The following is a 26,908-nucleotide window of genomic DNA, read 5'->3' on the forward strand; positions in this document are numbered from 1 at the left end:
CCGTCCCTGCCAATGACCTCCAAGATCAACGGCGCAGGGATGGGAGGGTTCCATGATTGGCGACGATCGTCGAACGGCTCGGCCCGGTTGCCGGCAGTGGAGGCCGCCGCGATTTTGGCTCCTGGCGCCGTTCGAGCGGTGGAACAGGAGATCGGCCCGTTGGTTCACGCCCTGACGCCGGCATCACGCCAAAGGCGCGACATAGGGAGGCCTACAATGAACAGACGACAAACTTTCGGCGCAGTAGCGCTCGTCGCGATGACGGGGCCGGCGCTGGCGCAAGGCACTGCTCAGCAAGGCACTGCTCAGCCAGGCACCGCCCAGCCAGGCGCAACCCAGCAAGGCGCGGCCCAGGCCGCTCTGGCGGGCCCGGAGCAGGCTCACGCCGTGCAGACGCTGGAGGCCGGCTCGGCCTCCCTCGAAACCAGCCGCGTCGCGATCTCGAAGGGCACGGCCGCGGCGGTCAAGCGGTTCGCGCAGGCCGAATCCGCCGAGCAGCAGACATTGGCCACCATCCTGAAGGCGCATGCAGGACTGGCAGAGAACGCGCAAGCCTCGATATCGGCGAAGGGCAAGGCCGCGATCGACAAGACCCACGACGTCAAGACCGGCCCTGAGTTCGACCGGTCTTATATCGCCGCGCAGATCGAGGGACATCAGGCCCTGCTGCGGATCCAGGAGACCTATCTCAAGGATGGGCGGGATCCGACCTCGCGTGCCATCGCCTTGATGGCAAGCGGCCACATCAACGAGCACCTGAGCGTTCTTGCCATGATCCAGAAGGATCTGGCTGCGTGATGGAGCCCTTCACGGCGCCTGTGGAACAGACGTCGTCCAGCCCGGTTTTTCGCTCCTGCGGCGCGGATGGTGGGAGCGAGCCTTGGAAAAGCTGAAGGCATACCGGCAGAAGCGCGATTTCGAGAAGACGCGCGAGCCCGATGGCGCGGCAGAGGTGGCGCCATCGGATCAGCTGCGTTTTGTCATCCAGAAGCATGACGCAACGCGCCTGCACTATGATCTCAGACTCGAACTGGACGGCGTGTTCCGGTCCTGGGCCGTGACAAGGGGGCCATCGCTCGATCCCGCTGACAAGCGGCTCGCTGTCGAGGTCGAGGACCACCCGCTGCCCTATGGCGATTTCGAAGGCACCATCCCGAAGGGCCAGTATGGCGGCGGCACCGTCCAGCTCTGGGATCGCGGCCATTGGAGCCCTGAAGGCAAGCTCAGCGCCGCGCGGCAGCTCGAGAAGGGCGAACTCAAATTCGCACTCGACGGTGATCGCATCAAGGGCAGCTTCGTGCTGGTGCGCATGCGGCATGATCGCGATGGCGGCAAGCGGACCAATTGGCTCCTGATCAAGCATCGCGACGCCCATGCTGTCGAGAGCCAGGGCGATGCGGTCCTGCGCCAGGACAAATCCGTCGCGTCAGGCCGCAACATGGCGAGCATCGCCGCCGGCAAGGGTCGGTCGCCCGCGCCCTTCATGCTGAAGGAGACCGTGCTGACGCCCGATGCCGAGTGGGACAGCCGCAAGGGGCTGGCCGGCGAGGAGCGGCATGGCACAGTTGCGCCCGTATCCCGCCGCCGCAGGAGCGCGGGCGACGACGAAGTGGCTGCCAGCAGCAAGGCTGCACCAAGAAAGAAGGCCGGCCCGAAGAAGACTGCCCCTGAGAAGACCTCCAACAAGGCCATACCCGCGCCACTGCCCGGCTTCATCGCGCCGCAACTCTGCCGGATCGTCGAGCGTCCCGCCAGCGGCGAGAACTGGGTGCATGAGATCAAATTCGACGGCTACCGCATGCAGATGCGGATCGAAGCCGGCAAGGTCACGCTGAAGACGCGCAAGGGCCTGGACTGGACCGCGAAATTCGCAGGGATCGCGAAGGCCGCCAAGGGCCTGCCCGATGCCATCATCGACGGAGAGATCGTCGCGCTCGACGGCGACGGTGCGCCCGATTTTGCGGCGCTGCAGGCCGCCCTTTCGGAAGAGAAGACGGACAAGCTCGTCTTCTTCGCCTTCGACATGCTGTTCGACGAGGCGGTTGACCTGCGCGAACTGCCGCTGCTCCAGCGCAAGGAGCGGCTGAAGACCTATCTCGACGAGAAGGCCGACGGCGTCATCCTGCGCTATGTCGCGCATTTCGAGACCGGCGGGGACGCGGTGCTGAAATCGGCCTGCAGGCTCTCGCTGGAAGGGATCGTCTCGAAGGCGACCGACGCGCTTTACGTCTCGGGCCGCAGCGACAGCTGGACCAAGGCCAAGTGCCGCGCCGGCCATGAGGTCGTGATCGGCGGCTGGTCGACCACCGGTGGCCAGTTCCGCTCGCTGCTGGTCGGCGTCAATCGCGGCTCGCAATTCGTCTATGTTGGCCGCGTCGGCACTGGCTACAGCGCCGCCAAGGTCGCGGCCATCATGCCGAGGCTCAAGGCGGCCGCCGCGTCATCCTCGCCATTCACGGGAGCCAACGCGCCCAAGCGCGAGCCCGGCGTGACCTGGTTGAAGCCGGAGCTCGTCGCCGAGATCGCGTTTGCCGGCTGGACCGGTGACGGCATGGTCAGACAGGCCTCGTTCAAGGGCCTGCGCGAGGACAAGCCGGCGGAGGAGGTCGTGGCCGAGCGGCCCGCTGACCCCGCCGAGGTCGAGACGCCGGAGCCGAAGCCCGCCCGGTCGGGCGCGCGCGGCGGCCGCGCCGAGGTGATGGGCGTCAGCCTCAGCCATCCCGACAAGGCCCTGTGGCCGGATGCAGAGGATGGCCGACCGGTCTCCAAACAGGACCTCGCTGAATATTTCGAAGCGGTCGGCAACTGGATGCTGCCGCATCTCAAGGGTCGGCCCTGCTCGCTGGTGCGCGCGCCCGACGGGATCGGCGGCGAGACCTTCTTTCAGCGCCATGCCGGCATGGGCACGTCGAACCTGTTCGAGCTGGTGCGCATCTTCGGCGACAAGAAGCCCTATCTCCAGATCGACCGGATCGAGGCGCTGGTGGCGGCCGCCCAGGTCGGGGGGATCGAGCTGCATCCCTGGAACTGTCTGCCCGGCGATCCGGAAGTGCCCGGGCGGCTGGTCTTCGACCTCGATCCCGGCCCGGGCCTGGGCTTTGGCGAGGTGATTGCTGCGGCCAAGCTGGTGCGCGAGCGGCTGGAGGCGCTGGGGCTGACCAGCTTCTGCAAGACGACCGGCGGCAAGGGCCTGCATATCGTGGTGCCGCTGGCTGCGGGCAAGCGCGCGGCCGTCGACTGGCCGCAGGCCAAGGAATTCGCGCGCAGCGTCTGTGCCGAGATCGCGCGGGAGGAGCCGTCCCGCTATGTCGTCAACATGGCCAAGCGTTTGAGAAACGGCCGGATCTTCCTCGACTATCTGCGCAACGACCGGATGGCGACGGCGGTCGCGCACTTGTCCCCCCGGGCCCGGCCCGGTGCCCATGCCTCGATGCCGCTGACTTGGTCGCAGGTGAAGACCGGCCTCGATCCGAGCCGCTACACGGTCAGGACTGTGCCGGGGCTGCTGAAAAAGACGGATGCCTGGGACGGCTATGACGACGCGGCAGGCTCGATCAAGGACGCGATCCGAAAGCTCGGGTCGCGCGCCGAGGCGGCCTGAGCCCCGACGGTCTGGGAACGAAGGGCGGCGATGCCGCGTTTGAGCGGCGGTTGGAGGATTTGTGAATGGCGCCGCGGACGTTCTGGAAGGGTTATCTGAAGCTGTCGCTCGTGACCTGCCCGGTCGCGATGATGCCGGCGCGCTCGGAAAGCGAGAAGGTCCGCTTCCACACGCTCAACCGCAAGACCGGAAACCGCATTCAAAGCCGCTATATCGACGCGGTGACGGGCAAGCCGGTGGCCGACGAGGACGAGGTCAAGGGTTACCCCAAAGGCGACGACGACTATGTCGTCCTGGAGGATGACGAGCTGGATTCGGTTTCGCTCGAAAGCACGCGGACCATCGACATCCAGACCTTCGCGCCGCGCTCCTCGGTCGGCTGGGTCTGGTATGATGCGCCGCATTATCTCGTGCCCGATTCCAAGGTCGGCGAGGAGGCCTTCTCCGTTATCCGCGAGGCGATGAAGCGGACGAAGACCGTGGGGATCTCGCGCGTCGTGCTGTATCGCCGCGAGCGGGCGGTGCTGCTGGACGCCCGCGACAACGGCATCGTGCTGTGGACTTTGCGCTATGGCGACGAGGTCCGGCCGGAGAAGGACTATTTCGCTGGCATCAAGGCGTCCGATCCCGACGAGGATCTGCTGCCTCTAATGGACAAGCTGATCACGACGCGCACCAAGGACTGGTCGCCGGATCTGGCGCAGGACCCGGTCCAGGCTGAACTGCTCGCCATCATCAAGGCGAAGCAGAAGGGCCGCAAGCCGGCCAAGGCCGCGAAGCCTCAGCCCTCGGAAGGCAATGTGGTCAGCATCATGGATGCGCTGAAGAAGAGCCTCGAGCCGCGCCGGAGCTGATCAGCTCGCTTTTTTGCGCGCGGCTGGTTCCTTCGCCGCAGGCGCCTTGCGCGTCTTGGCATCGGCCTTCTGTGCCTTGTCGGGCGCTCCAGGCCTGGCGCTTTCGCGCAGAGCATCCATCAGGCTGACGACCTTGGCGGACTCCGGGCGCTTCTGCGGCTTGAGCTTGCGGCCTTCGATCTTCGCCTGGACGAGTTCGGCAAGCGCGCTTTCATAGCGATCGTCGAACTGCTTGGGATCGAAATCGCCGGCCTTCGTCTTGATGATGTGCTCGGCCAGCTGGAGCATCTCGTCGTCGATCTTGATTTCGGGAATATCGCTGAAGGCGTCCTGCGCCGAGCGAACCTCGTAGTCGAAGTTCAGTGTCGTCGCGATCAGCCCCTCGCCATGCGGCCGGATCAGGATCGAACGCATCCGGCGGAAGATCACCGTCCGGGCGAGCGCCGCGGATTGGCGCTCCTTCATGCCGTTGCGGATCAGCGCGAAGGCCTCGGCGGCGACGGGCGAGCTCGGCGAGACGTAATAGGGTTTGTCGAAGAAGATGTCGTCGATCTCGTCGCAGGGCAGGAAGGTCTCGACGGTCAGCGTCTTGTCGCTTTCGGGGATCGCGGCGGCGATCTCCTCGGGCTCTAGGATGACATAGTCGCCATCGCCCTTGTCGTAGCCCTTGACCTGGTCCTCGCTCTCCACGGGCTTGCCCGAGACCTCGTCGATGAACTGGCGCTCGACGCGGTTGCCGGTCTTGCGATTGATGGTGTGAAACGAGATCCGCTCGGATGTCGAGGCGGCCGTGTAGAGCGACACCGGGCAGGTGACCTCGGCGATCTTGAGAGTGCCCTTCCAGACAGCACGCGGGGCCATCGACGTCCTCCAGCCGCGCCAAAGCGCTGGCGCTGGCGTGGAACGAGCCAGCGGTGGCGATGGTTCCCTGAACTCGCGGTGGCGCTTGGGTCGGGTTGCCCCCTGTCGCAGGCGTGGAACCAGTCGCCCTCCGCCGCATTGCTGTCGCATGACAATCTTCTTCTTCGACATCGACGGATCCGCCGACCCGGGCGATGAGGGGCTCGACCTGCCCGATGTCGAGACGGCCCTGGGCGCGGCCTTGCAGGCTTTCCCCGACATGCTGCGCGATCGCGAGCCCCTGTCGGGCCAGACCCGGTTCCAGCTTACGGTCCGGAATGCCAAGGGGCCCCTGTTCCAGATCACGCTCGATCTGGTCCCCGGCTCCTGCGCCAAGGCGAGCGTGGATGCCACCGCTATTCCGGTTGCCGCGATGACGCGGCAACCCGCCGCCCGTCCCGATGCCAAGCCCCATCCCGTTGCCGAAAGCGAGACCAGCATGACCTCCCAGGACGATGTGATCGCGTCGATCGCGAAGCGCCATGGCGTCGACCGCGAGGCCGTTGCCGCCGCCCATACCGCTTTGAAGCGGGGCGGCGGGACCATGGCGCAGTTCTCGCACGCGGCATTCGGTGGCATGGCGCAATGGTCCCAAGGTGGCATGAGCATGATCGGCGACATGTTCAACCAAGGGCTGAAAGCCAAGTTCGATGCCGTGATGTCCGATCTTGCGGCCGCGCTCGCGGAGGAACCCGAGGGCAGTGATGAGGCTGCGAGGGCGTCTTCGTCCGATGATGGGGCGCATTCGGCATCGTCCTCTCCCTCCGCGCAGGCAAGCTCCTGGCCGGCAGAGTTCGGCAAGCCCTCGTCGAGCGGGGGACAAAACCAGATGCGCTACGCTTATTTTCCGGAGAGCAGCCGGCTCGTCATCGACGAAGGCGGGACGCGCAAGATCTACGACACCGGGCACCACAAAATCTCGGGCGTCTCGCAGCAGCAGGCGGGCGAGCGATCGCTGCGATTCCACAGCCAGGACGGCGATGTCCGTCTGGAAGATCTGAACTTAGCCGACGAACCGAAATCACGCTGAGACGGGTTTTTGCCCCTGCTGCTTGGCGAACAAGCCAGGCTGCAGCGCAGTACCCCCTCCGCATCGCCAAGACCCACCGTCAAAGAGGACATCATGCTGAAGCTCGTACTGGGACAGGCGCTGGGCGCCTATCTGACGAAACTCGCGGCAAGCGGTCGCTATCCGCGCGCCGTTTCTGCCGTGCTGGCGCTGGCCGCGACGCGCATGGGCGGTGCGAGCCGCGTCATCGGTATCTGGGGCCTGATATCGGCCCTGACGGGCCGTCGGGGGCGCTAACTCGACTGTTCCGTCGATTCACACCAACGAGACGGCCACAGACGCTGGCCGCCTTCGCTTTCGCCGGAGCCATCCGGCGCGCTGCCCAAACCGGAGCCCGCCGTGGATCGCCGAATAGTCCTTCAAGGCCTCGCTGGAGCGCTCACCGCCTCACCGCTGGGTGCCAACAGCGCGCCTGCGACGAGCGCACGCATCACCACCGACCGTAGCGATGGCATCGGTCCGGGGCGTCGCCCCGCTGTCCTGCTGCTGCATGGCGCTGACGGCCTGACGCGCCGCGCGCAATATCAACTCGTGTCGACAGCCCTCGCGTCGCAAGGATACACAGTCCTCTTCCCGCATTACTTCGAGCTTACCGATCAGCGCCGCGCCTCCTATGGCGAAATCGCAGCGAAATACCCGTTATGGCGCGATGGGCTGGGCGGCGTGATCGATGCCGCGCTCGCCGATCCACGGATCGATCCGGCTCGTTTCGGCATCGTCGGCGTATCGCTGGGCGGGGCGCTTGCTTTGTCGATCGGCGCGAGGGACCCACGGGTTCAGGCGGTCGTCAGCTGCTTTGGATTTCGTCCGCAGGATCTCGATGAGGGTCGGCCGCAGGCGCCCACGCTGATCTTGCATGGCGATGCCGATCGTGTGGTGCCGGTCAGAAATGCCGACGCGATCGAAGCGACGCTTCAGGCCCGGGGCGTCACCGTCGAGAAGAAGATCTATGCCGGGGAAGGGCATGGCTTCAGCCAGGCCGTTCAGATCGACGCCGCCATGCGCAGCGCCGCATTTCTCGAGCGCCATCTGCGAGGATGAGATCGGGTTTCGCCGGCTGGCCCGGTTGGCGCGTCGACGCGCCAATCCGCAGCGCTCAGCGCGACGCCATGAAGCCGATCACCAAACCGGCGGCGGCGGCCCAGCCGATGGCGCGCAAGGGGCGGGCCCGGATTTCATCGACAAGCATTGTCTGCAGGTCGGATTGGCTGGTGCGGCTGCCGTTTGTGCCCGTATCGTCAGCGCGCTCTTCCAGCGCATCGGCATAATGCGACATGCCGACGAAGCCCGGCTCGGAGATTTCGGTTTGGGTCGCGCCGTTGGTCATGATGCACCTTTTTCGCCCGGGAACGGGTGAGGGCTGAACGCCGTGCGCCGCCACCTGTTCCGCGCAACGGCGTCGGACGCAGAAGGGGGCCGGGGCAACCAAGACCCGCAGCGGATTGACATGGTGGTGAGCGTCGCCATCTCGGAAGCGGCAGAAAGGTGATTGTGCATGGCCAGCGGCTGGGCGCCTGACGGCGCCGTTCAGGATCAGATCGACGACAGCATCAGCGATGCCGTGCGTCTGGCGCGTTCGCGCCTGCCGGCCGGGCCAAGCGAAATCCACTGTCAGGATTGTGGCCACGAAATTCCGCTGGCGCGGCGCGAAGCCATGCCGGGCGCGCGGACCTGCATCGTCTGCCAGGGTTTTCATGACAGCCATCGCACTGGCGGCTCATCGGTTCGATCGACCCGATGAGTTCTGATTGCGCCTATCGCGGCAGGCTCGGCGCTCGCGTCAATCGGAGCGTCGCGGGGCCTTCAGGCTAGCCGCCCAGCCCGCATAGGGCGTGTTCTTCGCCATCTTGCGGTTGCAGTCCGGCGCCCCGTCTGTCCACCAGACGGGGCCGCGTTCCCCCAGCCCTTGCTTGGCGGCATCGACGGCCCGTCGCGCCTCTGCCAGATCCCCTTCGCCGCGCTTGGCGTCCTTCACGGCCCGCCGCGCATTCATCAGGTCATCGACGAGGCTCTGACGCTGCTTGGCCGGCAGGGCGGGGTTGGTCGCGCGCCACAGCCGGCCCGCGATCAGGAGATAGCGTCCATCGGGCGTCATCACGGGGGGCACGGGTTTCTCCCTGGCGGGTCGCCTGGCGGACATCTGCCGTCCTCGTGATGATCCCCGCCGTCCGCTCCTGGTCCGACTGCCGGCGGATCATTCGGCGCCGGGCGGCGTTGACCGAATGAACGAGACAGGCAGCCCTGACCAGACCTTCGAGCCCCATGGCCGCGCCCGACCTGACGATTGCCACCTTCAATATCAACAACGTCAACAAGCGCCTGCCGAACCTGCTTGCCTGGCTTGCAGCCCGAAAGCCCGACATCGTCTGCTTGCAGGAGCTGAAGGCGGCCGACAATGCTTTTCCCGAAAAAGCCCTGGCGGATGCCGGCTATGGGGCCGTGTGGCAAGCGCAGAAAACCTGGAACGGCGTGGCGATCCTCGCCCGCGGTAGCGTGCCCGTGCTGACGCGAACCCGGTTGCCCGGCGACGTCTCCGATGACCAGGCCCGCTATGTCGAGGCCGCCGTCCAGGGCATTCTCGTCGCGTCGCTCTACCTGCCCAACGGCAATCCGCAGCCGGGCCCCAAATTTGACTACAAGATCGCCTGGTTCAAGCGGCTGCAGGCCCATGCGGCGACGCTGCTGGCGGCGAAAGTTCCGGTCGTGCTGGCCGGGGACTACAATGTCGCGCCCACCGATCTCGACATCTACCGCACCACCTCATGGACCAACGACGCCCTGCTGCATCCCCAGAGCCGGCTCGCCTTTGCCGAACTGGTCGCCCAGGGTTGGACCGATGCGCTGCGGGCAAGGCATGGCAGCCGAACCGTGTTCACCTTCTGGCACTACATGCGCCAGCGCTGGCCCCGCGACGCGGGCTTGCGGCTCGACCATCTCCTGCTGAGTCCGGAGCTCGCAGGTTGTCTTGCGGATGCCGGCGTCGATCGAGAAATCCGCGGACATGACAATGCCAGCGACCATGCGCCCGCCTGGATCCGGCTGGGCCCGGCGTCGGCGGCCGGTCGCGCGCGGCGGCGCGCCAAGGCTTGAGCGTTGCTGTGAGGCCGCTGCGATGTTTGCGGGAAAGCTTTGCCGTTGCGCTCGGCGCTGGTGCCGACGCGGTCACAAAGCATGCGGGAACCAGATTGCACCCAAATGAATTGACATTGCGAGGACGGGTTCGTTCCGCGGAATCATCCAAACCGACGTGATCTCGTCGGCCAGAGCAGAAATCGGCGGCGGCATATGAAACGCAGCGAAGAGGTTGAGGACAAGGCTGCCATCGGGGTTCCAGGCCTCGATGATGTCCTCGGAGGCGGATTGACGCGAGACCATGTCTTTCTGCTCGAAGGCAGTCCCGGCACCGGCAAGACCACGGTCGGCCTCAAATTTCTGCTTGCAGGCGCGGAGCGGGGCGAGCGGGGGCTCTACATCACATTATCGGAAACCCAACGCGAGCTTCGGACGGGCGCGCGTTCGCATGGCTGGGAGATCGGTGAGCATATCACGATCTTCGAGGTGGTGCCGCCCGAGAGCCTGCTCGATTCCGAGCAGCAGCAGACGCTGCTCTATTCGTCCGATCTCGAGCTCGGTGAGACGGTCGCCGCCATTATCGGGATTTTCGAGAAGGCCCGGCCGCAGCGCGTCGTGGTCGACAGCCTGTCTGAAATCCGGCTCCTGGCCCAGAGTTCGCTGCGCTATCGCCGCCAGATCCTGGCGTTGAAGCATTACTTCGCGCGCCACAGCGCCACCGTCCTGCTTCTCGACGACCTCACCACCGAAAGCCTCGACAAGACCGTGCACAGCGTCGTGCATGGGGTGATCCAGCTCGAACAGCTGGCGCCGGATTATGGCGCCGAGCGGCGGCGCCTGCGGGTGAGCAAATATCGCGGGCAGCGTTATCGTGGCGGCTATCACGACTTCACCATCACGACCGGCGGCGTCGTCGTCTTCCCGCGCCTCGTCTCGGGCGAGCATCGCATCCCGTTCGAACGGGTCCAGCAGACCAGCGACATCCCAGAGCTCGATGCCCTGCTCGGCGGCGGCGTCGCACAGGGCTCGAGCACATTGCTGATCGGGCCTGCCGGCACGGGCAAGAGCCTGATCGCACTGCAGTTCCTCGTGTCCGCCATGGCGCGCGGGGAGAAGGCAGCCTTCTTCGTGTTCGACGAGGAGCTGGGGCTCCTGTTCGACCGAATGAAAAAGATCGGCATCGACCTCCAGGCTTGGGACGATGCCGGGATGCTCGTCATCGAACAGGTCGATGCGGCCGAGTTGTCGCCCGGCGAGTTCGCCACCCGCGTCAAGGACATCGTCGAGCGCGACCAGGTCAAAGCCGTCGCGATCGACAGTCTGAACGGTTACCAATCGTCGATGCCGCAGGAGACTTCGCTGATCCTGCATATTCACGAATTGCTGCAATATCTGAACCGGCAGGGGTGCAGCTCCTATCTGACGGTCGCTCAGCATGGGCTGGTCGGCGACATGAAGTCGCCGGTCGATGTCACCTATCTTGCCGACACGGTGATCCTGCTGCGCTATTTCGAGGCCGCAGGCAAAGTGCGGCGGGCCATTTCGGTGATCAAGAAGCGAACCGGCCGGCATGAGGAGACGATCCGCGAATTCACGATCGGACCGTCTGGACTGGCCATTGGCGAGCCGCTAACCGGGTTTCAGGGTGTTCTGAGGGGCGTTCCTACGCTTGTTGACGTCGAGCTGTCGGTCGCAGGTGCGAATGGCGGCCATTCCTGACGAGCGATCATTGCCGGTGGTGGTATGTACCCCGCGCGGGCGCGATGCGTCGGTGGCGGCCGCGCTACTGCGCGACGTGGGGACCGACGCCGTCATCGCCGAAAGCGCAGCGCAACTGGCCGTTCTGGTCGATGACGAGACCTGTTTTGTCGTCGTCACGGAAGAAACGCTGCGCGGTGCCGATCTCGGCCCACTGGAGGCAAAGCTTGCCGCGCAGCCGAGCTGGTCGGATCTGCCCTTCATCGTGCTGACGCAAACCGGCGGCGGACCGGAGCGCAATCCCGCGGCAGCGCGTCTGACCCAGGCGCTAGGCAATGTTAGCTTCGTCGAGCGCCCCTTCCACCCCATGACCTTCATCAGCCAGGCGAAAACGGCGCTGAAGAACCGGCATCGCCAGTATGAAGCCCGCGCCCGCATCCTCGAGCTGCATGAGGGCGAGGAAAAGCTGCAGACCGCGCTGGCGGCCGGCCGGCTCGGCGCGTGGGAACTGGATCTGGACACATATGAGCTGGTGGCTTCGGCGACCTTCAAGGCCGCCTTCGGGCGCGGGGCGGCCGAGCCGTTCGCCTATGTTGATCTGCTGGCGGCCATCCATCCCGACGACCGGTCCAAGGTCGAGGGGATTGCCGGGGCGGCAAGCCGGCAGGGCGGCGACGACACGGTCGTCTGCCGCGTGTCTTGGGAGGATGGCCTGCCGCACTGGATCGAGCTGCATGCGCGGCGCATGCGCAGCGATACGGGGGCCGGGCGTCTGGTCGGCGTCTCGAAGGATGTCACGGTGCGCAAGCAGGCCGAGCTGCAGCTCGAGACGTCGCGCGACCTATTGGAACAGCGCGTCGCCGAACGTACCGCCGAGCTGGAAACCGCTCATGCCCGGGTGCTCGCCGAGATCGCGCAGCGCGAGCGGACCGAGCACCAGCTTCGCCAGGCCCAGAAGATGGAGATGATCGGCCAGCTGACGGGCGGCGTGGCGCATGACTTCAACAATCTGCTGATGGCGGTGATCGGCAACCTCGATTTGCTGCGCAAGCATGTGCCCGCCGATCCCCGCACGCTGCGGCTGATCGATGGCGCGATCCAGGGCGCGAGCCGGGGCGCTTCCCTGACGCAGCGTCTGCTCGCCTTCGCGCGCCGGCAGGATCTGCAGCTCGTTCCCCGGAGCGTCAGCGACCTCGTTGCAGGCGTCGAGGACCTGCTCGCCAAATCCGTCGGCTCCGGGGTCGAGATCCGCTACGGGCTGGACGCGCAGGTGAGGCCGGCACTGATCGATGCCAATCAGGTCGAGCTCGCCTTGCTCAACCTTGTCGTCAATGCCCGCGACGCGATGCCCGAGGGCGGGGTGATCATGGTGACCACGGATCAGATCCGCGTCAGCCAGGACCTGCAGCTGGCGGATGGCGACTATGCGAGGCTGATGGTGAGCGATACCGGGCAGGGCATGGATGCAGCCACGCTCGCCAAGGCGACCGAACCGTTCTTCTCGACGAAGGAGCTGGGAAAAGGCACCGGTCTTGGGCTATCGATGATTCACGGTCTGGCGATCCAGCTGAAAGGCGCGCTGCGCCTGTCGAGCGAGCCCGGCCGGGGGACACGGGCGGAGCTGCTGCTTCCGGTTTCCGAAGCGAGCGTTCCCGTGCAAGAGGCCGTGCCGATGATTGCCGAACCCAACGCCGCCGCGAAAACTGTTCTGGTGGTCGATGACGATGTGCTGATCGCGATGAGCACGGTCGATCTGCTCGAGGATCTGGGCCATACGGTCATCGAGGCCAATTCCGGGGCGGCGGCTCTGGAGATCATCGCCAGCGACCGTCCCATCGACATCATGATCACCGATTTCTCGATGCCGCGGATGAATGGCGGCGAGCTGGCCGTCGCCGCACGCCGGATCCGCCCCGATCTCCCGATCCTGCTGGCAACCGGCTATGCCGAGCTGCCGCCGGGCAGCGAACTCGATCTCCCGCGTCTGGCAAAACCCTATCACCAGCATCACCTCGCTGCTGCCATCGCCAAGCTCGTCGAGGGCTAGCTGGCGTCGATGCGCTGCGGTCGGCGCGGCGTGGCCGCATCGAGCGGTGCCCGCGGACATCTCTCGGCAATCGGATGTCGATGCCGGCGCGCGCTAACGCAGGTGAGCTTGCAACATTTAAGCGCGATTGTGGTTGGGCTTCCCGAGGGAGGCTATCATGACCGATGTCGAAGCGGGGTATGGCCGCGCCGTCGATGAGCTTGTCATCGATCGCCTGTTGCCGATCGCGTCACGCGTGCGTCTGTCGCCCGGAGACCGCCTTCATGACGACGATGCCGTCTATTTTCCGCTCGATGCCGTCATCACGCTGATCCTGTCGCGTGACGAAGCACGGTTCCAGATCGGCTTTGCCCGTCGCGGCGACGCGATAGGGCTTCCCGCTCTGTTTGTCCCTCAATTTCCCGTCGTCATAGCCTCGGTTCTGCGTGGCGGCACCTGCGGCCGTGTCACTTCGGACGTCCTGCGCCAGTTGATGGCCGAGGAGCCGGCTCTCAGGGAGCGTCTGACGACCTATGCGATGTTTGCCATGGGACGTTATCTGTCGGAAGCGGCCGGGGCGCTCGCCTTGTCGCTCGAGCAAAGGGTCGCGCGATGGATCATGCTGTGTCGGCGGGCGTTGGAAGACGATATCCTGCCAGTGACGCATGACGGCATCGCGGAGGCCCTGGGCGTGCGGCGCTCCGGCGTGACGGTCGCGCTGCATGTGCTCGAGGGACAAAGGCTCATCCAGTCCCGACGCGGGCGCATCGACGTTCTCGATCGGGACGGGCTGCGGTCCTTTGCGATGGCAGCACGGCGTGGGCCGCCGACGAACGCGTCGCTGTCGGAATTGATCAAGCCGCGCGATCAGCGGTCGCCGCCACGGCCGTTCGATGCACCCTTTCTGGGTAGTCGCGACGAGATCGGTCGGTAACGCGCCATCGTCGTCGACAAGGCGTCACAAACAGCATCATTTTGAAGGTCTTGACGCGAGCGGCCCGCGTGCGGATGGTCGGGGCGGGCAACCGGACCGCGCTGGCCTTGAGGAAGACCATGCCATTCGCGCAATCGAGTGAAGACGTATCGGCTCAAGCCGGTGCCATCGATCCGGAACAGAGCGCCATGCGCTCGCTCGCCTATCGCGCGCTGGTCGAGAGCGAGGCTTCCTACAAGGCGGCGCTTCAGGCCGGCAACATGGGCAGCTGGGAGACCGATCTTCGCCTGGGACACAGGATCTGGACCGATGAGGGCATGGCCCTGTTCGGCGTCGATCTTCCCGGAGGGCGCGGGCAGGTGGGCGGCCCCGACGACGAGTGGCTGGCGGCCGTCCACCCCGACGACCGCGATTTCGCCGTCGGGTTGAGGCAACACGCGTTCACGAGCGATTCCTTTCCAGCCGAATACAGGATCCTGCGGCCGTGCGGCCGTGTCGCCTGGCTGTCCGGGCGGGGACGCGTGCTGGAGCGGGACGCCGCCGGCCGGCCTGTCCGCCTGGTCAGCATCATGGCCGATATCTCGGATCGCAAGGCGGCGGAACTGGCGTTGCGCCAGAGCGAAGCCCGATTTCGCAGCCTCTTCGAGAATATCGCTGTCGGCATGGCGTTCACCGATCTCGAAGGTGCCTGGCTGACCGTGAACCAGCGCCTTTGCGACTTGCTCCACGTCGCCGAGGCGGGTCTGATCGGCCGTCATGCCGAGGACTTTCTGGTACAGTCTGAACGGGGTCGCGAGCGCGAAGAGCTTGCGCGCCTTCTATCGGGCGAGGTTGCGCATGCCGCTTTTGAGATCCAGTTCCGGCGCGGCGATGGGTCTTCGGTCTGGATCGGCCGCACCGCCTCGCTGATCCTCGATGCAAAGGGTGTTCCCCAGCATGTCGTCTCCGTCTACCGTGACATCACCCAGCGCCGCCTGGCACAGGACCACCAGCGCTTCCTGCTGGCGGAACTGTCGCACCGGTCGAAGAACCTGCTGGCCGTGATCCAGGCGATCGCGGGTCAGACCATCCGCTCGGTCGATACGCTCGACGAGTTCAAGGCCCGCTTCACGCAGCGGCTGCAGGGGATCGCGGCCACGCAGGATATCCTGGTGCGTCAGGACTGGGCGGGCGGCGACCTGCGCCAGCTGCTGTCGACACAGATCGAGATTTTCGACCTCGGCGCCGCGCGCATGAGCATGAGCGGGCCTGACGTCACCCTGTCGGCGGATGCCGTCCATGGCCTCGGGCTGGCTGTCCATGAACTTGCCACGAATGCTCTGAAATACGGCGCGCTATCGGTGCCTGCGGGCCTGGTCGTCGTGACCTGGGAGATCAGGGACGATGGCGCGCTGTCGATCTCCTGGGCTGAAGAGGGCGGCCCTCCCGTGGTGGCGCCGTCGCGGGCCGGTTTCGGCAGCACCGTGCTGGACAAGATGGCCGCCGCGAGCGTCGATGGCGTGGTCACGCTCGCCTATGCGCCGACCGGCGTGACCTGGACCTTGACCATGCCCGACAAGCATTTTGCCCTGCGCGAGGCATAGCCCCTCGAAGTGCGGTCAAAATCGCGCCTCGCCGGGTTTTCGCGCGGCCTCGCATTCCTCATGCGTCGGCAACCTGAGCAACGCGATCCCGTCCTCCCGAGAGTCGATCAGGCCAAGCGCATTGAACCGCGCCAGCCAGTCGCCCATCGGCCAGACTCCCCAGATTTCGCGAAACAGGCCGGCATTGCGGACGATGTCGGCAACATGCTGAAGCGGGGGATCGTAGACGCCATGGTGCTGGTGAAAGGCACCGGCGCCCCCACCGAGGAACAGGAGCGGCAATCCCGCCGCCCGGGCGCGAAAGCCGAAATCGGTATCCTCGCCGCCATAGCCGGTGAAGCGTTCGTCGAAACCGCCCAGGGTGTCGAAGGCCATTTTGCGAACTCCAAAAGCCAGGGACCAGAACAGTCCCGGATTGGGCTCGGCCCGCAGGCCCTCATCCGGAAAGATGCGCGCGGGATGGGCGTGGCCTGCCTCATGCAAAGCGGCTTCTGACCAGCTGCTGTTGGCGGGATTGGCCGGGAGGTAGCGGACATCCGCGCAGATCAACGCGTTGATCCCGTCGAGTGCCATGCCCAGCCGCCCGATGAGATCGTTTGCCGGGATGCAATCGACGTCCAGGAAAATCAGATTGTCGGCTTGGGCGTGACGGGCCGCGCGGTTGCGCGCCTTGGCGAGGGGCAGGCCGGAATCGGGCAGCCGCAGCACGGTGATGGGCAACCCTGTGGTCGGGATGTCGAGCGGATGCAGTCCCATATCGACGATGACGACTTCGTCGGGAGCGCGGTCGCTGCGCGCGAGACCCGCAAGAACCTGTCGCAGATGCTCGCCCCGATCCTTGACGATCGTCAGGACCGCTACGCTCATGACCGGCGCCAGAGGTCGAGCCGGTAGTGCGGCGTTGTCGTCGCGGAGACCACCGTGGTCACGTTGGCCAGCGCTGAGCGCAAGGCTTCGGTGGCGGCATCCCCACTCTGGGGATAGTCGGTTGCGCCCGTCCAATGGACGAGGACGATGTCGCCTCCCGACTGCAGGAACTCGCGGATCCTCGCGGCGGCAGCGGCAAGGTCGGCGGCGTCCCAGTAATAGGCCACCTCCGACACCACGATCAGGTCGAACCGGCGTTGATCATCGGTCCAGCGCGGAAAATTGCGTTCCTCGAAGCCGACGTTACCGAGATCACCGCAGCGCTGCCGCGCCTGGGCCAGTGCCGATGGGCTGATGTCGGTGGCCAGAAACGTCTCGCACCAGAATGCCAGCTTGCGCGTCAGGACGCCGCCCGCGCAGCCGATCTCCAGTCCGTGCCGATAGCGACGCCCGCCGAGCGCGGCGATGGTCGCGGTGTGCTTGGCGGCTTCGTAGCGACTCGATGCCAGGCTCCAGGGATCGGAGTCTCGGCTGAATATGCCTTCGAAATAGCTCGCGGGAAGCGACTTGACGTCAGACATGGCGCCTCCGGACGTAAAGGCGATCACGGGCCGCCATCTTCGTCTGCCAGGCGGGCAGCGTGAAGCCGTCGCCGAAGGCGGGGCCGAGCTGGCTGCGATGGGCCATCAGAGCCCGGTGTCGCAGGCCTGTCGGAATAGGCGCCGTCGCAACGACGCTTCGTGCCGGCGGCGGCGCGTCCGCCCAGACGACGTACTCAAACAGGGTCACAAGGCCGAGGCCCGGCGAGGTCGAGACCGCCTGGGCCAGTTCGAAGGCGGCGGCATGATCGCAATGGGGTTCATGCCCAGCGGTGACCGCGATGGCGTCGATGCGATGCCGACGGCACAGGCCGGCAAGCCGTCGTCGCGAGGCTTCAAAATCAGCCGATCCGACCGGATGAGGGTGAGCATCCGGCCAGTCCAGGAAAGCGGGCTGGGGCGCGTCCTGCCCGGCCAGGCGCCGCAGCGACAGGGCCGCCTCGCGTCGACGCAATGCGGTCAGAGCCTGGCGCGAATGGCTGTCGGCATGGGAATGCGAGCCCGCGCCATCGGTCAGGTAGACCACCGCGCCCAGGCGCCGCATTCGCGCCGCGCGAGCGATCAGGGCTCCGACACCCAGCGTCTCGTCATCGGCATGCGGCGCGAGCACGAGCCAGCGCGCCCACGCCCAGGGGCTGCGCGCGAGATCGAGGCCGAGCGTTGACGTTCGGGCTACCACAGCTCGTCTCCGTCGCCCCAGACGTCGCGGTCGAGCCAGGCGAGCGCGGCCTGGTCGCGGGCAAAGTCGGGCCCGGCCTGGCGCAGATACAGGCTGAGATCGCGGATGATCTTGTCGATGCGCTGGCCGTCGAAGGCGCTGCGCGTGCCGATCATGCGCGCGGCCAGTTCCATGACGTCGAGGCCGGCGCGCTCGACGACGCCGCGCGTCATCTGGGCGAAGGCAGGGGCGTCGGGGCTGTCGATCGCGGCGCGCTGGGCCGCTTCACGCACCCAGAGATAGGCGGTGCGGGCGGCGACCACGGCCTGCCCGAATTTGAGCCGCTGGAGCGGGTCCGATCGCGCGGCTTCCGACAGACCCCGACGGGTTTCCGCCAGGAGCGCCTCGATGCCGCCGAGATGAACTGCGGTGAAGCGCCAGGCACCGGCCGTGAAGCGCGGTTCGGTGCCATAGTCGTCAGGCTGCCCCAGCAGATTCATGGCGGTGCAGGGGAGGCCCGACAGGTCGTAGCTGCCGCTGACGGTCGCGCGCATGCCGCGTACCCGCCAGCCGGTGAGGTCGGCCCGGGCGGGGTCGTCGGCCGGGGCGACCGCGAGCTGCGTGCGACCGTCCGCCATCCGCGCGGTGACCACGGCATGGCCGAGGCCGCCGGCGCCGCTGGCAAAAGACTTGTTCCCTTGCAGATGGGTCCCGCCGTCGCCTGCGACGAGCGTAACGCCGGGCGGCGGCTCCGTTGCCCAGACGCCGAAGAGCTGGCCCTCGTCGAGACGCTGGCCGAGCCAGGCCCGCTGGTCCGGGCCCCCATACCAGGCGAAGAGCTTCAGCGCGTTGACATGCCCTTCGAACAGACGACCCAGGCTGAGATCTGCGCGGCCGATGCCGCGCAGCACGTCGAGCAGGGCTGCATTCTCCGACAGCGCATCGTCGAAGGGTTGGCCACCGCTTGCACCCGGTGCGAAGGTCTTGTGAAGCCCGGCCGCGACGATGGTGTCCACGCTTTCACGCGGAAACAGCGGGGCCGCATCATAGCGCATGCCCGATGCGATGAGCTTGTCCGAGATGGCGGCCACGCGCTGGCGCAGCGTCTGGTCGGCCGGGATGGAGCGCCTTGCGTGATGGCTCATGAGGAGGGTCCGATCGTCTGGGGCACGGGGTGTTCCGCGGCGGTCGCGCAGTCGCGCAGGAAGGCCGCCGCGCTGGCGATGCCGTCTGGATCATGCAGGCGCTGGCGGGCTTCGGGGCGCAGCGATCGCGCGCGTCTCAGCAGGTCCGGCCAGGCGGACGGCTCCGGCCAGGCCTCGATCGCGACCGCTGCACCCAGCGCGTCGAGGCGACGGGCCTTGGACATCTGCTCGCCGTAAGGTCTCGGCTCGGCCAGGCAGATCAGCGGCCTGTCGGCGGCGAGGGCCGCCGTGACGAGCCCGTCGCCGGCTGCACCCAGAATGATGGCGGCGCGGGCGATCTCGTCCTGCGCATTTTCGACCCATCCCAGGAGGGTCAGGTTGGCGGGGACTTCACCGGTCGGCGGCGTGAAGGGCCCGATGACCCGCCAGCGCATCTGTGGCGTCGCGCGGGCGGCCTCGGCGATGGCGTCCGCGTTGCCAGGCTCGCCGCCCTTGCCAAAGACGACCAGCACGACATTGGAGTGGACGTCGGCTGGACGCTGGCCGGTCAGCCCCGGCATATAGCGTGTCTTCTCGCCCACCCAGGGGGCGACGTTCGGCTCGTCGAGATCGCGGTGGAACGGGGCCAGGATCGCCCGCGCCCCTCGGAAGGCTTCGAGATGGGGCGGATCGGAGCGTTCGCCGCTCAACCTGACATAGACGGTCGGTGTCGATGCAAGCCGCGCCAGCATCGCGATCTCGACCGAGACATCGACGACCAGCAGCGACGGCCGGGCAGTAGCGATCCAGTCCGCGATTTTGGCCACGCGCTGGCGGATGCCGTCATGCCCTGTGGGAACGTAGTGCAGGGACACAGGCCGCGTCGCCTCGTCGCCACGCTTTTCGGGTTCGAGGCGATCATCGGGCAGGTCGATGCAGGCCAGACCGCCGGTGCGGCCGGCCAGGCCCGTGCCGAGCAGGACGAACTCATCCGGGAAGTGCTGAGCGATGGCCACGGCACGCCGCCGATGACCATCGCCCTGATGATGAACATAATAGCCAATCGTCATCGTCCCGCACCCACGGTCCCCGGCGCGGGCGGGGACGCGACTAATTGCGAGGAATCCATCTGCGACAGATCCAGGGTCGAGAGATCCATGTCGCAGGGCATGGGAGCAAGCTGCGCTTCCGCACGCCAGACATCGGTGTCGCCGAACTGCAAGCGGTGGTGCCGCCGCCACTGCGCGCGCTGCCGCCAATGGGCGAAAGCCGGCAGCATCGGTGCGCCGCGAGCTTCCAGCGCCGACATCGCGGTGGCCATGCCGCCCGCCGCGCGCCCGTCGCGCCTGGCCGAAACCCGCGTCCAGACCTCCGGCGCGTGCCGAAGCCGGCCCCCGGCCATGACGGCGGCCGCCACCAGCGCCCGGTCCTCGCCGGTGGGAAGCAGGGGCACGCCGCCGCAAGCCTCGTAGAGGCGTCTCGTCATGGCCAAGCTTCCCCCGGTATGGTCGCCATGGCGCGGTGCGGGGTCCCAGGCCAGGGGATCGATGGCATCCTCGATCGCGCGCACGTGCTCCCAGTAGCGATCGCACAGCGCCCGGGCGGCCGCGAGCGGGCCGCTCAGCTCCTCGGCCTCATCCAGCGCGAGCCTGCCGCCCACGATGTCGGCGCCCTGCTGGAATGCCGCCAGCGTGGTCGCGATCCAGTCCACCGGGGGGCGCGCATCGGCATCGGTGGTGATGAGAATGCCGTCGGGGCGCAGCAGTGCCGCGCCCATATCCATCGCCCTGCGTCGTGCCGTGCCGGCATGGGCCTGGCCGGGTGGGAAAATGCATTCATCGACGATCAGGTCGAGCCGCGTCGAATGGATCGTATTCATCGCCTCGATCCGCTGGCGCGACCGGTCGGTCGTGTTGTTCAAGCAGATCACGACCGCAATCCGGTCGGCGATCGTTTGCCGGGCCAGTGCATCGAGCAGGACGGGAAGGCGCGCCTCCTCGTCCTTGGCCGGGATGCAGACACAGAATTTCATCGGGCCGTGATCTCGGACGAGAGCGGCGGCGAAGGCGCAGCCGGGACCTGGATCGGGGACGGCTGGATCAGCGGGGTGAGCCGGCGCGCGGTGCTCTTGAACTGTGTGATGGCGGTGGCGCGGGGATGGCTGGCGAGCCGGCGATAGAGCTCCTCGTAGCCATCGATCATCATCTCCGCATCGCAGCGTTGCTCGGCGCGCCGGCGGCAGGCGATACGTGACAAGGTCTGCGCCGCAAGCCCCGCCGCCGCGAGGTCGGCGGGATCGTCGGGCCGCGCCAGCACGCCGCTCTGCGCGTCGATGATCTCGGGAATCGCACCGCGCGCGAAGGCCGCCACTGGCACACCGCAGGCCAGCGCCTCGGCCACGACAAGGCCGAACGGCTCCTCCCAGCAGGGCGTGCAAAGATAGGCGCTCGCCCCGCCGATTTCCCGGGCCAGATGGTCGTGATCGAGATGGCCGAGATAGGAGACCCCGTCATGCAGCCGTGGCGCAATCTCGCGATCATAATAGGCGCGGTCGCACAAAGGGCCGGCAAATTTCAACGGAACGCCAGCCAGCTTGGCCGCGTCGATCGCGAAATGCAGCCCTTTTTCGGGTACGACGCGGCCATACCAGATCCAGTAGCGCGACGCGTCCGGCTGCGGCTGGAACGCAAAGCGCTGCAGATCGATCCCGTTCGAGATGATGGCGCTGACGGGCGTGATCGCGCTCCAGGCCCGTTCGACCGAGCGCGAGATCGGGACATAGGTGACGTTATTTTGCCGGCTTAGCCGAACGCCGCTTTCCAGCCAGGCAAAGGGTGGCGTGTGCAGCGTCGACACCATGGGCATCGGCAGGGCATCGGCCATGGTGACCGGCAGATAATGCAGCGAGTTGTCGTGGACGATGTCGAAGCGCCGATGACGCAGATCGTTCATCAGCGAGAGATAGGCATGATGCTCCCGGAAGAAGGCCTCGTCATCGGCCTCGTCGGTGCCGCAGGCATCGAGCGCGGTCTCGTCGCAGATCGCCTCGGTTCCAAGGCTCGCGTCAGAGCGTGTCGAGGCGAAGACGGTGACCTCGTGGCCGCGAGTCCGCAGCGATCGCGCCAGGAAATGCGTATACATCTCCAGCCCGCCGGCGAAGGGTTCGCGGATGGGGTATTTCAGATGGGCGATGATCCCGATACGCAAAGCGCGATCCTGTGCCGATGGATGTGATGGGCTGCCGCCGGCCGGCGGCGGCAGCCGGCTCAAGGCCGGCTGCCTGACCCGCTCAGCGGGACTTTTTGTAGAGTTTCTCGGCGATCTCGAACATTTCTTCCGGGGCGTAGTCGGGCGTGAAGGCCGACGGAACACCGGTGAGCTGATGGATCTTGCCGCCCTCGGGCATGCCGTCGACGACTTCGAGCTCACCCTGCGGATCGCCCGGCAAAGCCATCTCGCCGCCGCCCCAGATCCCCGACATCGACTTGTAGTCATTGGGGCTGAAGGTATAGAGGCGACGATGCGAGCCCTCATCCAGATACTTCTGGCATTCCGGGATCTTGCTCAGATTGATGTTGGGCGTCGGCAGCATCTTCTCGATCTCGACGCCGGTGATCTGCTTTAGCGCCAGCGCATAGGCATGGGCGTGGACCGAGCCGCGCACCAGAAGATAGCCGCAGACCTCGCGGCCAGTCGGGTCGGTCAGCGTCTCGTAGACGCGCAGCTTGTGAAGACGCGCGCCGCATTCGAGATGGAAATTGTGCAGCAGGTCGGTGACGACATTGCCGGTCGTGGTGATGAAGTCATTGTTCCACGGCGCGCCATTGCTGTTGACGGGCGTCGAGCCGCCGCCATTCGAATAGAAGCTCGCGGCGAGCCGGATGTCCTTCATCAGCTCATGGGGCGCATCCGAGATGTCGCCGCCATCGGTCTCGTCACCATCATTGTCGGGGCCGTTGTTGAGCATGGCGACGCCATTGCTGACGAGCTCGACATGGCCCAGCTCTTCGGCCGTGATGCTGGCCACCAGATGATAGAATGGCTTCAGCTTGTCCTTGCTGCGGAAGTTGAAGCTCTGGAACATGTAGTTGCCGAGCGTGGACATCTCGCCATACTTGCCGCCCAGAAGTTCCTGCAGGGCTGCGGCAGCGTTGGGGTCTTTCTTCTTCGGAGCGGGCAGTTCGGCCTGCAGTTTATCGACTCGCATGAACATGGTGGCTCTCCTGTGATCCTGTGAAGCTCAACGGGTCGGTTCGGGGAGCGTTCCGGGTAGGGGGGCGAACCGTCGAAAAGAGACGGTTCTGGCTTTGGCTGCATTGCCGCCGCGATTTTGTGCAAACTTATGGAAAGAGCCGACGCCGCCCGGGGGCGCTCCAGGAGCGGCCTTGGTTGACATCGATCAAAGCCCGCCGGTAAGTCCGCGCCCCAGCCTCACGTCCAAGGCCGGCGAACTCGCGTCACAGCGAAAAGGTCAGATCATGGACGACAACCACGCCGATGCGCGCGAGCATTTCTTTGCGGCCATGAGGGTGATGGCCACATCACCCGATAGCCTGCAAACGCGGCTTGCCCATGCGAATGTCAGTATCCTCAATGTCTCGATCGATGAATTCGCGGGGGATGCCGAGCTCAAGATCAAGTTCGCGCGGATACTCGACCGGCTCGCGATCGACCAGGACGACATTGCCGTCGTCGCGCTCGAAACCGCCGCGAATATGACCGATATCGAGGCGATGGCGACCGCCAGCCTGATCTGCGACTTCTATTACGATCTGGGCGGATAGGTCTTTTTCCGAACAGGCTGCCGGCCCGGTGCGGCCGCTGCGCGAGCGCGGCCACAAGAAAACAAGACTCTTGGGAACCCGGCGCGCTCATCTTGGTTGGGTCTGCGCCGCCAGGAGTCGGCACTCCATGACAAGCATCGCCATCGTCGGTACCGGGCCCAGTGCGATCTACGCGCTCCAGGCGCTTCTGGCATGCCGCCGTCCGCTCACCGTCACGCTGTTCGAGGCAGGCGACATCGCCGGTGTCGGGACGCCGTACGATCCGCGCCAGAACACCATCGAGATGCTGGCCAATATCGCCAGCGTCGAGATCCCGCCGGTCGGCGTGACATTGCTCGACTACCTGCGGCAATGCGATGCCGCTGCGCTGGCCCGGATCGGCGTCGATCCCGATGCTTTGGGCGAGCGCGAATTCTATCCGCGCATCGCGCTCGGCGCCTATTATCAGGACCGTCTTGAGGCGTTGGTCGCCTCAGCCGAGGAGGCTGGGCACGCTGTCCGAATCCTGACGCGGCATCGTGTCGTCGATGTGGTTCCGACGGGCGCCGGCATCGATATCCGCTATAGCGCGGCAGGCAGCGGGCCGCGCAGCATGCAGGCCGACAAGGTCATCCTGGCGACAGGGCATGTCGTGCCGGCGAGCGGCGCTGCCGCGTCCCTCCATGCCACGGGCGGGCTCGATAGCGCGCATGCCATCGGCATCTTCGGTTCGTCCTTGTCGGCAATCGATATCGCGGTGTCGGTCGCGACCGCACGCGGCCGCTTCGTCGAGGATCGCTACATCCGCGATGCGGATATTCCCCCCTTCACGCTGACGATGATGTCGCGCGGCGGCAGGCTGCCCGAGGCAGATTTCTTCTGTCCGCTTCCCGCCGAGGCCGCGGCTGGCTTCACTGAGGACGATGTGGCGGAACTGGTGCAGGCTGCCCGCCCTGGGACCGTTTTGGAAACGGTGTTTGCGCGTTTTGCCAGACTGCTTGCGCAGGCCGACCCTGACTATGCGACCCGTATCGGCCTCGACGGCCTGACGGCCGACAGCTTCGCGACGGCCTATTTCGGCGAGCGTGATCGACATGCACCGTTTGCATGGGCGCGGCACAATCTCGCGGAGGCCGAACGGAATCAGTGCGGGGGCCATGTCGTGGCCTGGCGCTATGCGATCCTGCGCAGCCACGAGCCTTTCGCGCTGTGCCTCGATGCACTCACGCCCGACGAGCGCGACCGCTTCAATGCAGGTCTGAAGCGGGTTTTTGCGGATAATTACGCGGCCGTGCCGCCGCTCTCGATCAAGCGGCTGATCGCCCTGCATGACGCGGGCGTGCTGACGGTGGTCAAGCTGCCGGAGGGCTACACCGTCGAGACCGACGAGCACACCGGGCTTTCCCGCATCGGCGGCGGGGAGAGCGACCTCGTTTTCGATCGCATCGTCGATGCACGCGGCCTTGCGCCCGCCGACGAAGACAAGTTCCCGTTCCCGACGCTGCGCATGGTGCTGATGGCCAATCGCGATCTCGATGAGGAGCGCGAGGGCGATGCGGTTCGCGTGGACGTCGATTATAGGCTGACCCGGGGTATCAATCCGCTGCGCGAGGTCTGGTGCCTGAGCCTGCCGTTCCTGCTGGATCGGAAGCCGTTCATCCAGGGGCTGACCAGCGCAGCCGAAATGGGGCGAGCGGCCGCCGAAGCGATCATTGGCGATCTCGAAGGGCCAAAACCCGAGGATTCGAGCCAGCTCGACGATCTCATCGAGATCATCGCGTCGACGCAGCCCATCATCCTCGCCGACAGCGCCGTGATGCTCGCGCCGCGGTCAGGTTCAGACGCCGCGTCCTCGCCGGGCAGCCGATAGCCGCTCCCGGACGATCGTCGTATAGCCACCGGTCAGGCGAGCCGGTCGACGAGGTCCTGCTCGGCAAAGCGCAGCGTGAAGACCGTGCCTGTCCCGGCATCGGAGCGCCATTGCGTCTGCGCACCGAGCTGGATCGCCAATGTCCGGATCAGGGTGTCGCCGATGCCGCTGCGCCGATCGCTGGCGAAGCCTGTGCCGTTGTCGGACACGGTGATCGCCCGGTCGCCATCACTTGCATCCAGATGGATGGCGATCAGCCCGGGGCGGTCGTTGGGAAAGCCGTGGCGGAGGGCATTGGCCAGAACCTCGTGGAGGATCAGGGCAAATGATGTGGCATGGTCCAGCGGAACGTCGAAATCGTCGCCTGTGACCTTCATCTCGATTCCGTCCCGGCCGAGCGAATGCGTCAGCGAGCGGATGAGCAGTTCGATGAACGGGCGGGCGCGCAAGGCCGAGGAGCCGACATCCTGCAGCTGCGCATGCACGGCCGCCATCGCCTCGACACGATCCCGCAGCGACCGCAACTCCGCGACTGAACCGGGTGAGGCCCGGCGGATATGCAGGCTGACCAGACTGGCGGTCACCTGCAGGTTGTTCTTCACCCGGTGGTGGACCTCGCGCAGCAGGACGCGCTCATAGGACAACGCCCGCTGCAGATCCGCGGTCGCGGTTTCCACCGCCTCTTCGAGGCGCCGCTTGGTGTCGGCCGGCGAGGCGTGCTGCAGGATCCTGGGCAGGAGGAAGGTGAAGGCCGCGGCGGTGATCAGCGACACCACTGCCGTTCCCACCATGATCGAAAGCGCAAACCAGTTATGGGGCGACCTTGAGGTCACCGCATGCGCGGCATGAACGAGGTGGCTCAATCCGCAGGCGACGATGAACACGACGAAGCCGGCCCAGAGCCAGCGGAACGGCAGCTCGTTGCGCCAGCGAGCGAACACCACCGCCATGACGATGGGAATCCAGAAATAGGCGATCGCGACCCCGAGATTCGCAAGGATCGTGATCTCGCGCCAGTTGGCGGGAGCAGCATCGGACGTGCAGATCGCGTACAGGAACTGCAACCACTCGATCATCTCGGGCTCCGCGGCCTTGACCGGCCCGCCATTGTGAATGTGAAGCTCGGGCGTCTCGTCGTCGCCATCTGCAAAAGTCGGCTCGCTTCAGTTTGGTTCCAGAAAGGAATGCGGCCAAAAGTCCGCCAGATCAAACGCATCCGCCAGGTTGGTCCTCCGGGAAGAGGGCCGACGGCGGCGCGCGGGTCGCCACACGCCTTGCCGCGCCTTCCTT

General features: G+C 66.2%; 27 protein-coding genes. 14 read left to right on the plus strand and 13 right to left on the minus strand.

What is annotated here, in order from left to right; all coding sequences use genetic code 11:
• The first annotated feature begins 12 nt into the window (after positions 1-12).
• The 3 genes from IP69_RS21430 to IP69_RS12930 all read left to right on the plus strand — a co-directional run bounded on the left by IP69_RS21430 (position 13) and on the right by IP69_RS12930 (position 4,455).
• Positions 13-798 (plus strand): DUF4142 domain-containing protein, encoded by a 786-nt coding sequence (locus IP69_RS21430; RefSeq protein WP_082359274.1) that lies wholly within the window; start codon positions 13-15, stop codon positions 796-798.
• 82 nt (positions 799-880) lie between these two features.
• Entirely contained in the window at positions 881-3,601 is a 2,721-nt protein-coding gene (gene ligD / locus IP69_RS12925) for a DNA ligase D (RefSeq protein ID WP_054143228.1), read from the plus strand.
• A gap of 65 nt (positions 3,602-3,666) precedes the next feature.
• Complete coding sequence (locus IP69_RS12930; RefSeq protein ID WP_054143229.1) at positions 3,667-4,455, plus strand: Ku protein; 789 nt, start codon at positions 3,667-3,669, stop codon at positions 4,453-4,455.
• On the opposite strand, the gene IP69_RS12935 is transcribed toward IP69_RS12930, so the two are convergent.
• The gene (locus tag IP69_RS12935) at positions 4,456-5,316 is read right to left on the minus strand and encodes a Ku protein (RefSeq protein WP_054143230.1); all 861 of its coding nucleotides are present in this window, start codon (positions 5,314-5,316) and stop codon (positions 4,456-4,458) included. It lies immediately after the preceding gene.
• On the opposite strand from IP69_RS12935, the gene IP69_RS22380 reads away from it, so the two are divergent.
• The 3 genes from IP69_RS22380 to IP69_RS12950 all read left to right on the plus strand — a co-directional run bounded on the left by IP69_RS22380 (position 5,288) and on the right by IP69_RS12950 (position 7,465).
• Complete coding sequence (locus IP69_RS22380; RefSeq protein ID WP_248306821.1) at positions 5,288-6,385, plus strand: hypothetical protein; 1,098 nt, start codon at positions 5,288-5,290, stop codon at positions 6,383-6,385. The genes IP69_RS12935 and IP69_RS22380 overlap by 29 nt on opposite strands.
• 93 nt (positions 6,386-6,478) lie before the next feature.
• A complete protein-coding gene (locus tag IP69_RS12945; RefSeq protein WP_054143231.1) occupies positions 6,479-6,661 on the plus strand; it encodes a hypothetical protein in 183 nt (60 codons plus the stop codon).
• 102 nt (positions 6,662-6,763) lie between these two features.
• A complete protein-coding gene (locus IP69_RS12950) occupies positions 6,764-7,465 on the plus strand; it encodes a dienelactone hydrolase family protein (protein WP_054143232.1) in 702 nt (233 codons plus the stop codon).
• A 55-nt stretch (positions 7,466-7,520) separates the two neighbouring features.
• On the opposite strand, the gene IP69_RS21435 is transcribed toward IP69_RS12950, so the two are convergent.
• Positions 7,521-7,751: a hypothetical protein gene (locus IP69_RS21435; protein ID WP_082359277.1), complete on the minus strand. Its 231-nt coding sequence runs from the start codon at positions 7,749-7,751 to the stop codon at positions 7,521-7,523.
• A 168-nt stretch (positions 7,752-7,919) separates the two neighbouring features.
• Between IP69_RS21435 and IP69_RS22565 the strand changes: the two genes are divergently transcribed.
• A complete protein-coding gene (locus tag IP69_RS22565) occupies positions 7,920-8,165 on the plus strand; it encodes a DksA/TraR family C4-type zinc finger protein (RefSeq protein ID WP_082359278.1) in 246 nt (81 codons plus the stop codon).
• 39 nt (positions 8,166-8,204) lie between these two features.
• Here the strand turns inward: IP69_RS22565 and IP69_RS12960 are convergent, their stop codons facing one another.
• The gene (locus IP69_RS12960; protein ID WP_054143234.1) at positions 8,205-8,564 is read right to left on the minus strand and encodes a hypothetical protein; all 360 of its coding nucleotides are present in this window, start codon (positions 8,562-8,564) and stop codon (positions 8,205-8,207) included.
• Between the two features lie 137 nt (positions 8,565-8,701).
• On the opposite strand from IP69_RS12960, the gene IP69_RS12965 reads away from it, so the two are divergent.
• Positions 8,702-9,514 (plus strand): exodeoxyribonuclease III, encoded by an 813-nt coding sequence (locus IP69_RS12965; RefSeq protein WP_054143300.1) that lies wholly within the window; start codon positions 8,702-8,704, stop codon positions 9,512-9,514.
• A 72-nt stretch (positions 9,515-9,586) separates the two neighbouring features.
• Here the strand turns inward: IP69_RS12965 and IP69_RS22145 are convergent, their stop codons facing one another.
• On the minus strand, positions 9,587-9,799 hold the full coding sequence (locus IP69_RS22145) for a hypothetical protein (RefSeq protein WP_197279859.1): 213 nt from the start codon (positions 9,797-9,799) through the stop codon (positions 9,587-9,589).
• Between IP69_RS22145 and IP69_RS12970 the strand changes: the two genes are divergently transcribed.
• The 4 genes from IP69_RS12970 to IP69_RS12985 all read left to right on the plus strand — a co-directional run bounded on the left by IP69_RS12970 (position 9,710) and on the right by IP69_RS12985 (position 15,737).
• Positions 9,710-11,215, plus strand: coding sequence for an ATPase domain-containing protein (locus tag IP69_RS12970; RefSeq protein ID WP_054143235.1), 1,506 nt, complete (start codon positions 9,710-9,712; stop codon positions 11,213-11,215). The two genes, IP69_RS22145 and IP69_RS12970, sit on opposite strands and share 90 nt — an antisense overlap.
• The gene (locus tag IP69_RS12975) at positions 11,199-13,241 is read left to right on the plus strand and encodes an ATP-binding protein (protein ID WP_054143236.1); all 2,043 of its coding nucleotides are present in this window, start codon (positions 11,199-11,201) and stop codon (positions 13,239-13,241) included. The genes IP69_RS12970 and IP69_RS12975 overlap by 17 nt, the downstream gene beginning before the upstream one ends.
• 157 nt (positions 13,242-13,398) lie before the next feature.
• A complete protein-coding gene (locus IP69_RS12980) occupies positions 13,399-14,154 on the plus strand; it encodes a Crp/Fnr family transcriptional regulator (protein WP_054143237.1) in 756 nt (251 codons plus the stop codon).
• Positions 14,155-14,273: 119 nt separating this feature from the next.
• Complete coding sequence (locus tag IP69_RS12985; protein ID WP_197279842.1) at positions 14,274-15,737, plus strand: PAS domain S-box protein; 1,464 nt, start codon at positions 14,274-14,276, stop codon at positions 15,735-15,737.
• Positions 15,738-15,752: 15 nt separating this feature from the next.
• Here IP69_RS12985 and IP69_RS12990 read toward each other — a convergent pair whose 3' ends face one another.
• From IP69_RS12990 to IP69_RS13025, 8 genes are all read right to left on the minus strand, one after another.
• Complete coding sequence (locus tag IP69_RS12990) at positions 15,753-16,604, minus strand: glycosyltransferase (RefSeq protein ID WP_197279843.1); 852 nt, start codon at positions 16,602-16,604, stop codon at positions 15,753-15,755.
• Positions 16,601-17,185, minus strand: a complete 585-nt coding sequence (locus IP69_RS12995) for an SAM-dependent methyltransferase (RefSeq protein WP_054143239.1) — start codon at positions 17,183-17,185, stop codon at positions 16,601-16,603. The genes IP69_RS12990 and IP69_RS12995 overlap by 4 nt, the downstream gene beginning before the upstream one ends.
• A complete protein-coding gene (locus IP69_RS13000; protein ID WP_197279844.1) occupies positions 17,178-17,882 on the minus strand; it encodes a PIG-L family deacetylase in 705 nt (234 codons plus the stop codon). The genes IP69_RS12995 and IP69_RS13000 overlap by 8 nt, the downstream gene beginning before the upstream one ends.
• Positions 17,876-19,006, minus strand: coding sequence for an acyl-CoA dehydrogenase family protein (locus tag IP69_RS13005; RefSeq protein WP_054143240.1), 1,131 nt, complete (start codon positions 19,004-19,006; stop codon positions 17,876-17,878). Before IP69_RS13005 ends, IP69_RS13000 begins: the two co-directional genes overlap by 7 nt.
• Entirely contained in the window at positions 19,003-20,001 is a 999-nt protein-coding gene (locus tag IP69_RS13010; RefSeq protein WP_248306822.1) for a glycosyltransferase, read from the minus strand. Before IP69_RS13010 ends, IP69_RS13005 begins: the two co-directional genes overlap by 4 nt.
• 50 nt (positions 20,002-20,051) lie before the next feature.
• Positions 20,052-21,017: a glycosyltransferase family 2 protein gene (locus IP69_RS13015; RefSeq protein WP_082359280.1), complete on the minus strand. Its 966-nt coding sequence runs from the start codon at positions 21,015-21,017 to the stop codon at positions 20,052-20,054.
• Complete coding sequence (locus IP69_RS13020) at positions 21,014-22,192, minus strand: glycosyltransferase family 4 protein (RefSeq protein ID WP_054143242.1); 1,179 nt, start codon at positions 22,190-22,192, stop codon at positions 21,014-21,016. Before IP69_RS13020 ends, IP69_RS13015 begins: the two co-directional genes overlap by 4 nt.
• Positions 22,193-22,274: 82 nt before the next feature.
• Positions 22,275-23,198 (minus strand): manganese catalase family protein, encoded by a 924-nt coding sequence (locus IP69_RS13025; RefSeq protein WP_054143243.1) that lies wholly within the window; start codon positions 23,196-23,198, stop codon positions 22,275-22,277.
• Between the two features lie 94 nt (positions 23,199-23,292).
• On the opposite strand from IP69_RS13025, the gene IP69_RS22385 reads away from it, so the two are divergent.
• Positions 23,293-23,769 carry a hypothetical protein gene (locus tag IP69_RS22385; RefSeq protein ID WP_248306823.1) on the plus strand — a complete coding sequence of 159 codons (477 nt, stop codon included), beginning with the start codon at positions 23,293-23,295 and terminating at the stop codon, positions 23,767-23,769.
• Between the two features lie 127 nt (positions 23,770-23,896).
• Positions 23,897-25,618: an FAD/NAD(P)-binding protein gene (locus IP69_RS13035; protein WP_054143245.1), complete on the plus strand. Its 1,722-nt coding sequence runs from the start codon at positions 23,897-23,899 to the stop codon at positions 25,616-25,618.
• A gap of 32 nt (positions 25,619-25,650) precedes the next feature.
• On the opposite strand, the gene IP69_RS13040 is transcribed toward IP69_RS13035, so the two are convergent.
• Complete coding sequence (locus IP69_RS13040) at positions 25,651-26,694, minus strand: sensor histidine kinase (protein ID WP_054143246.1); 1,044 nt, start codon at positions 26,692-26,694, stop codon at positions 25,651-25,653.
• Positions 26,695-26,908: the final 214 nt, after the last annotated feature.

The organism is Allobosea sp. AAP35, from assembly GCF_001295925.1.
Classification (GTDB): domain Bacteria; phylum Pseudomonadota; class Alphaproteobacteria; order Rhizobiales; family Beijerinckiaceae; genus Allobosea.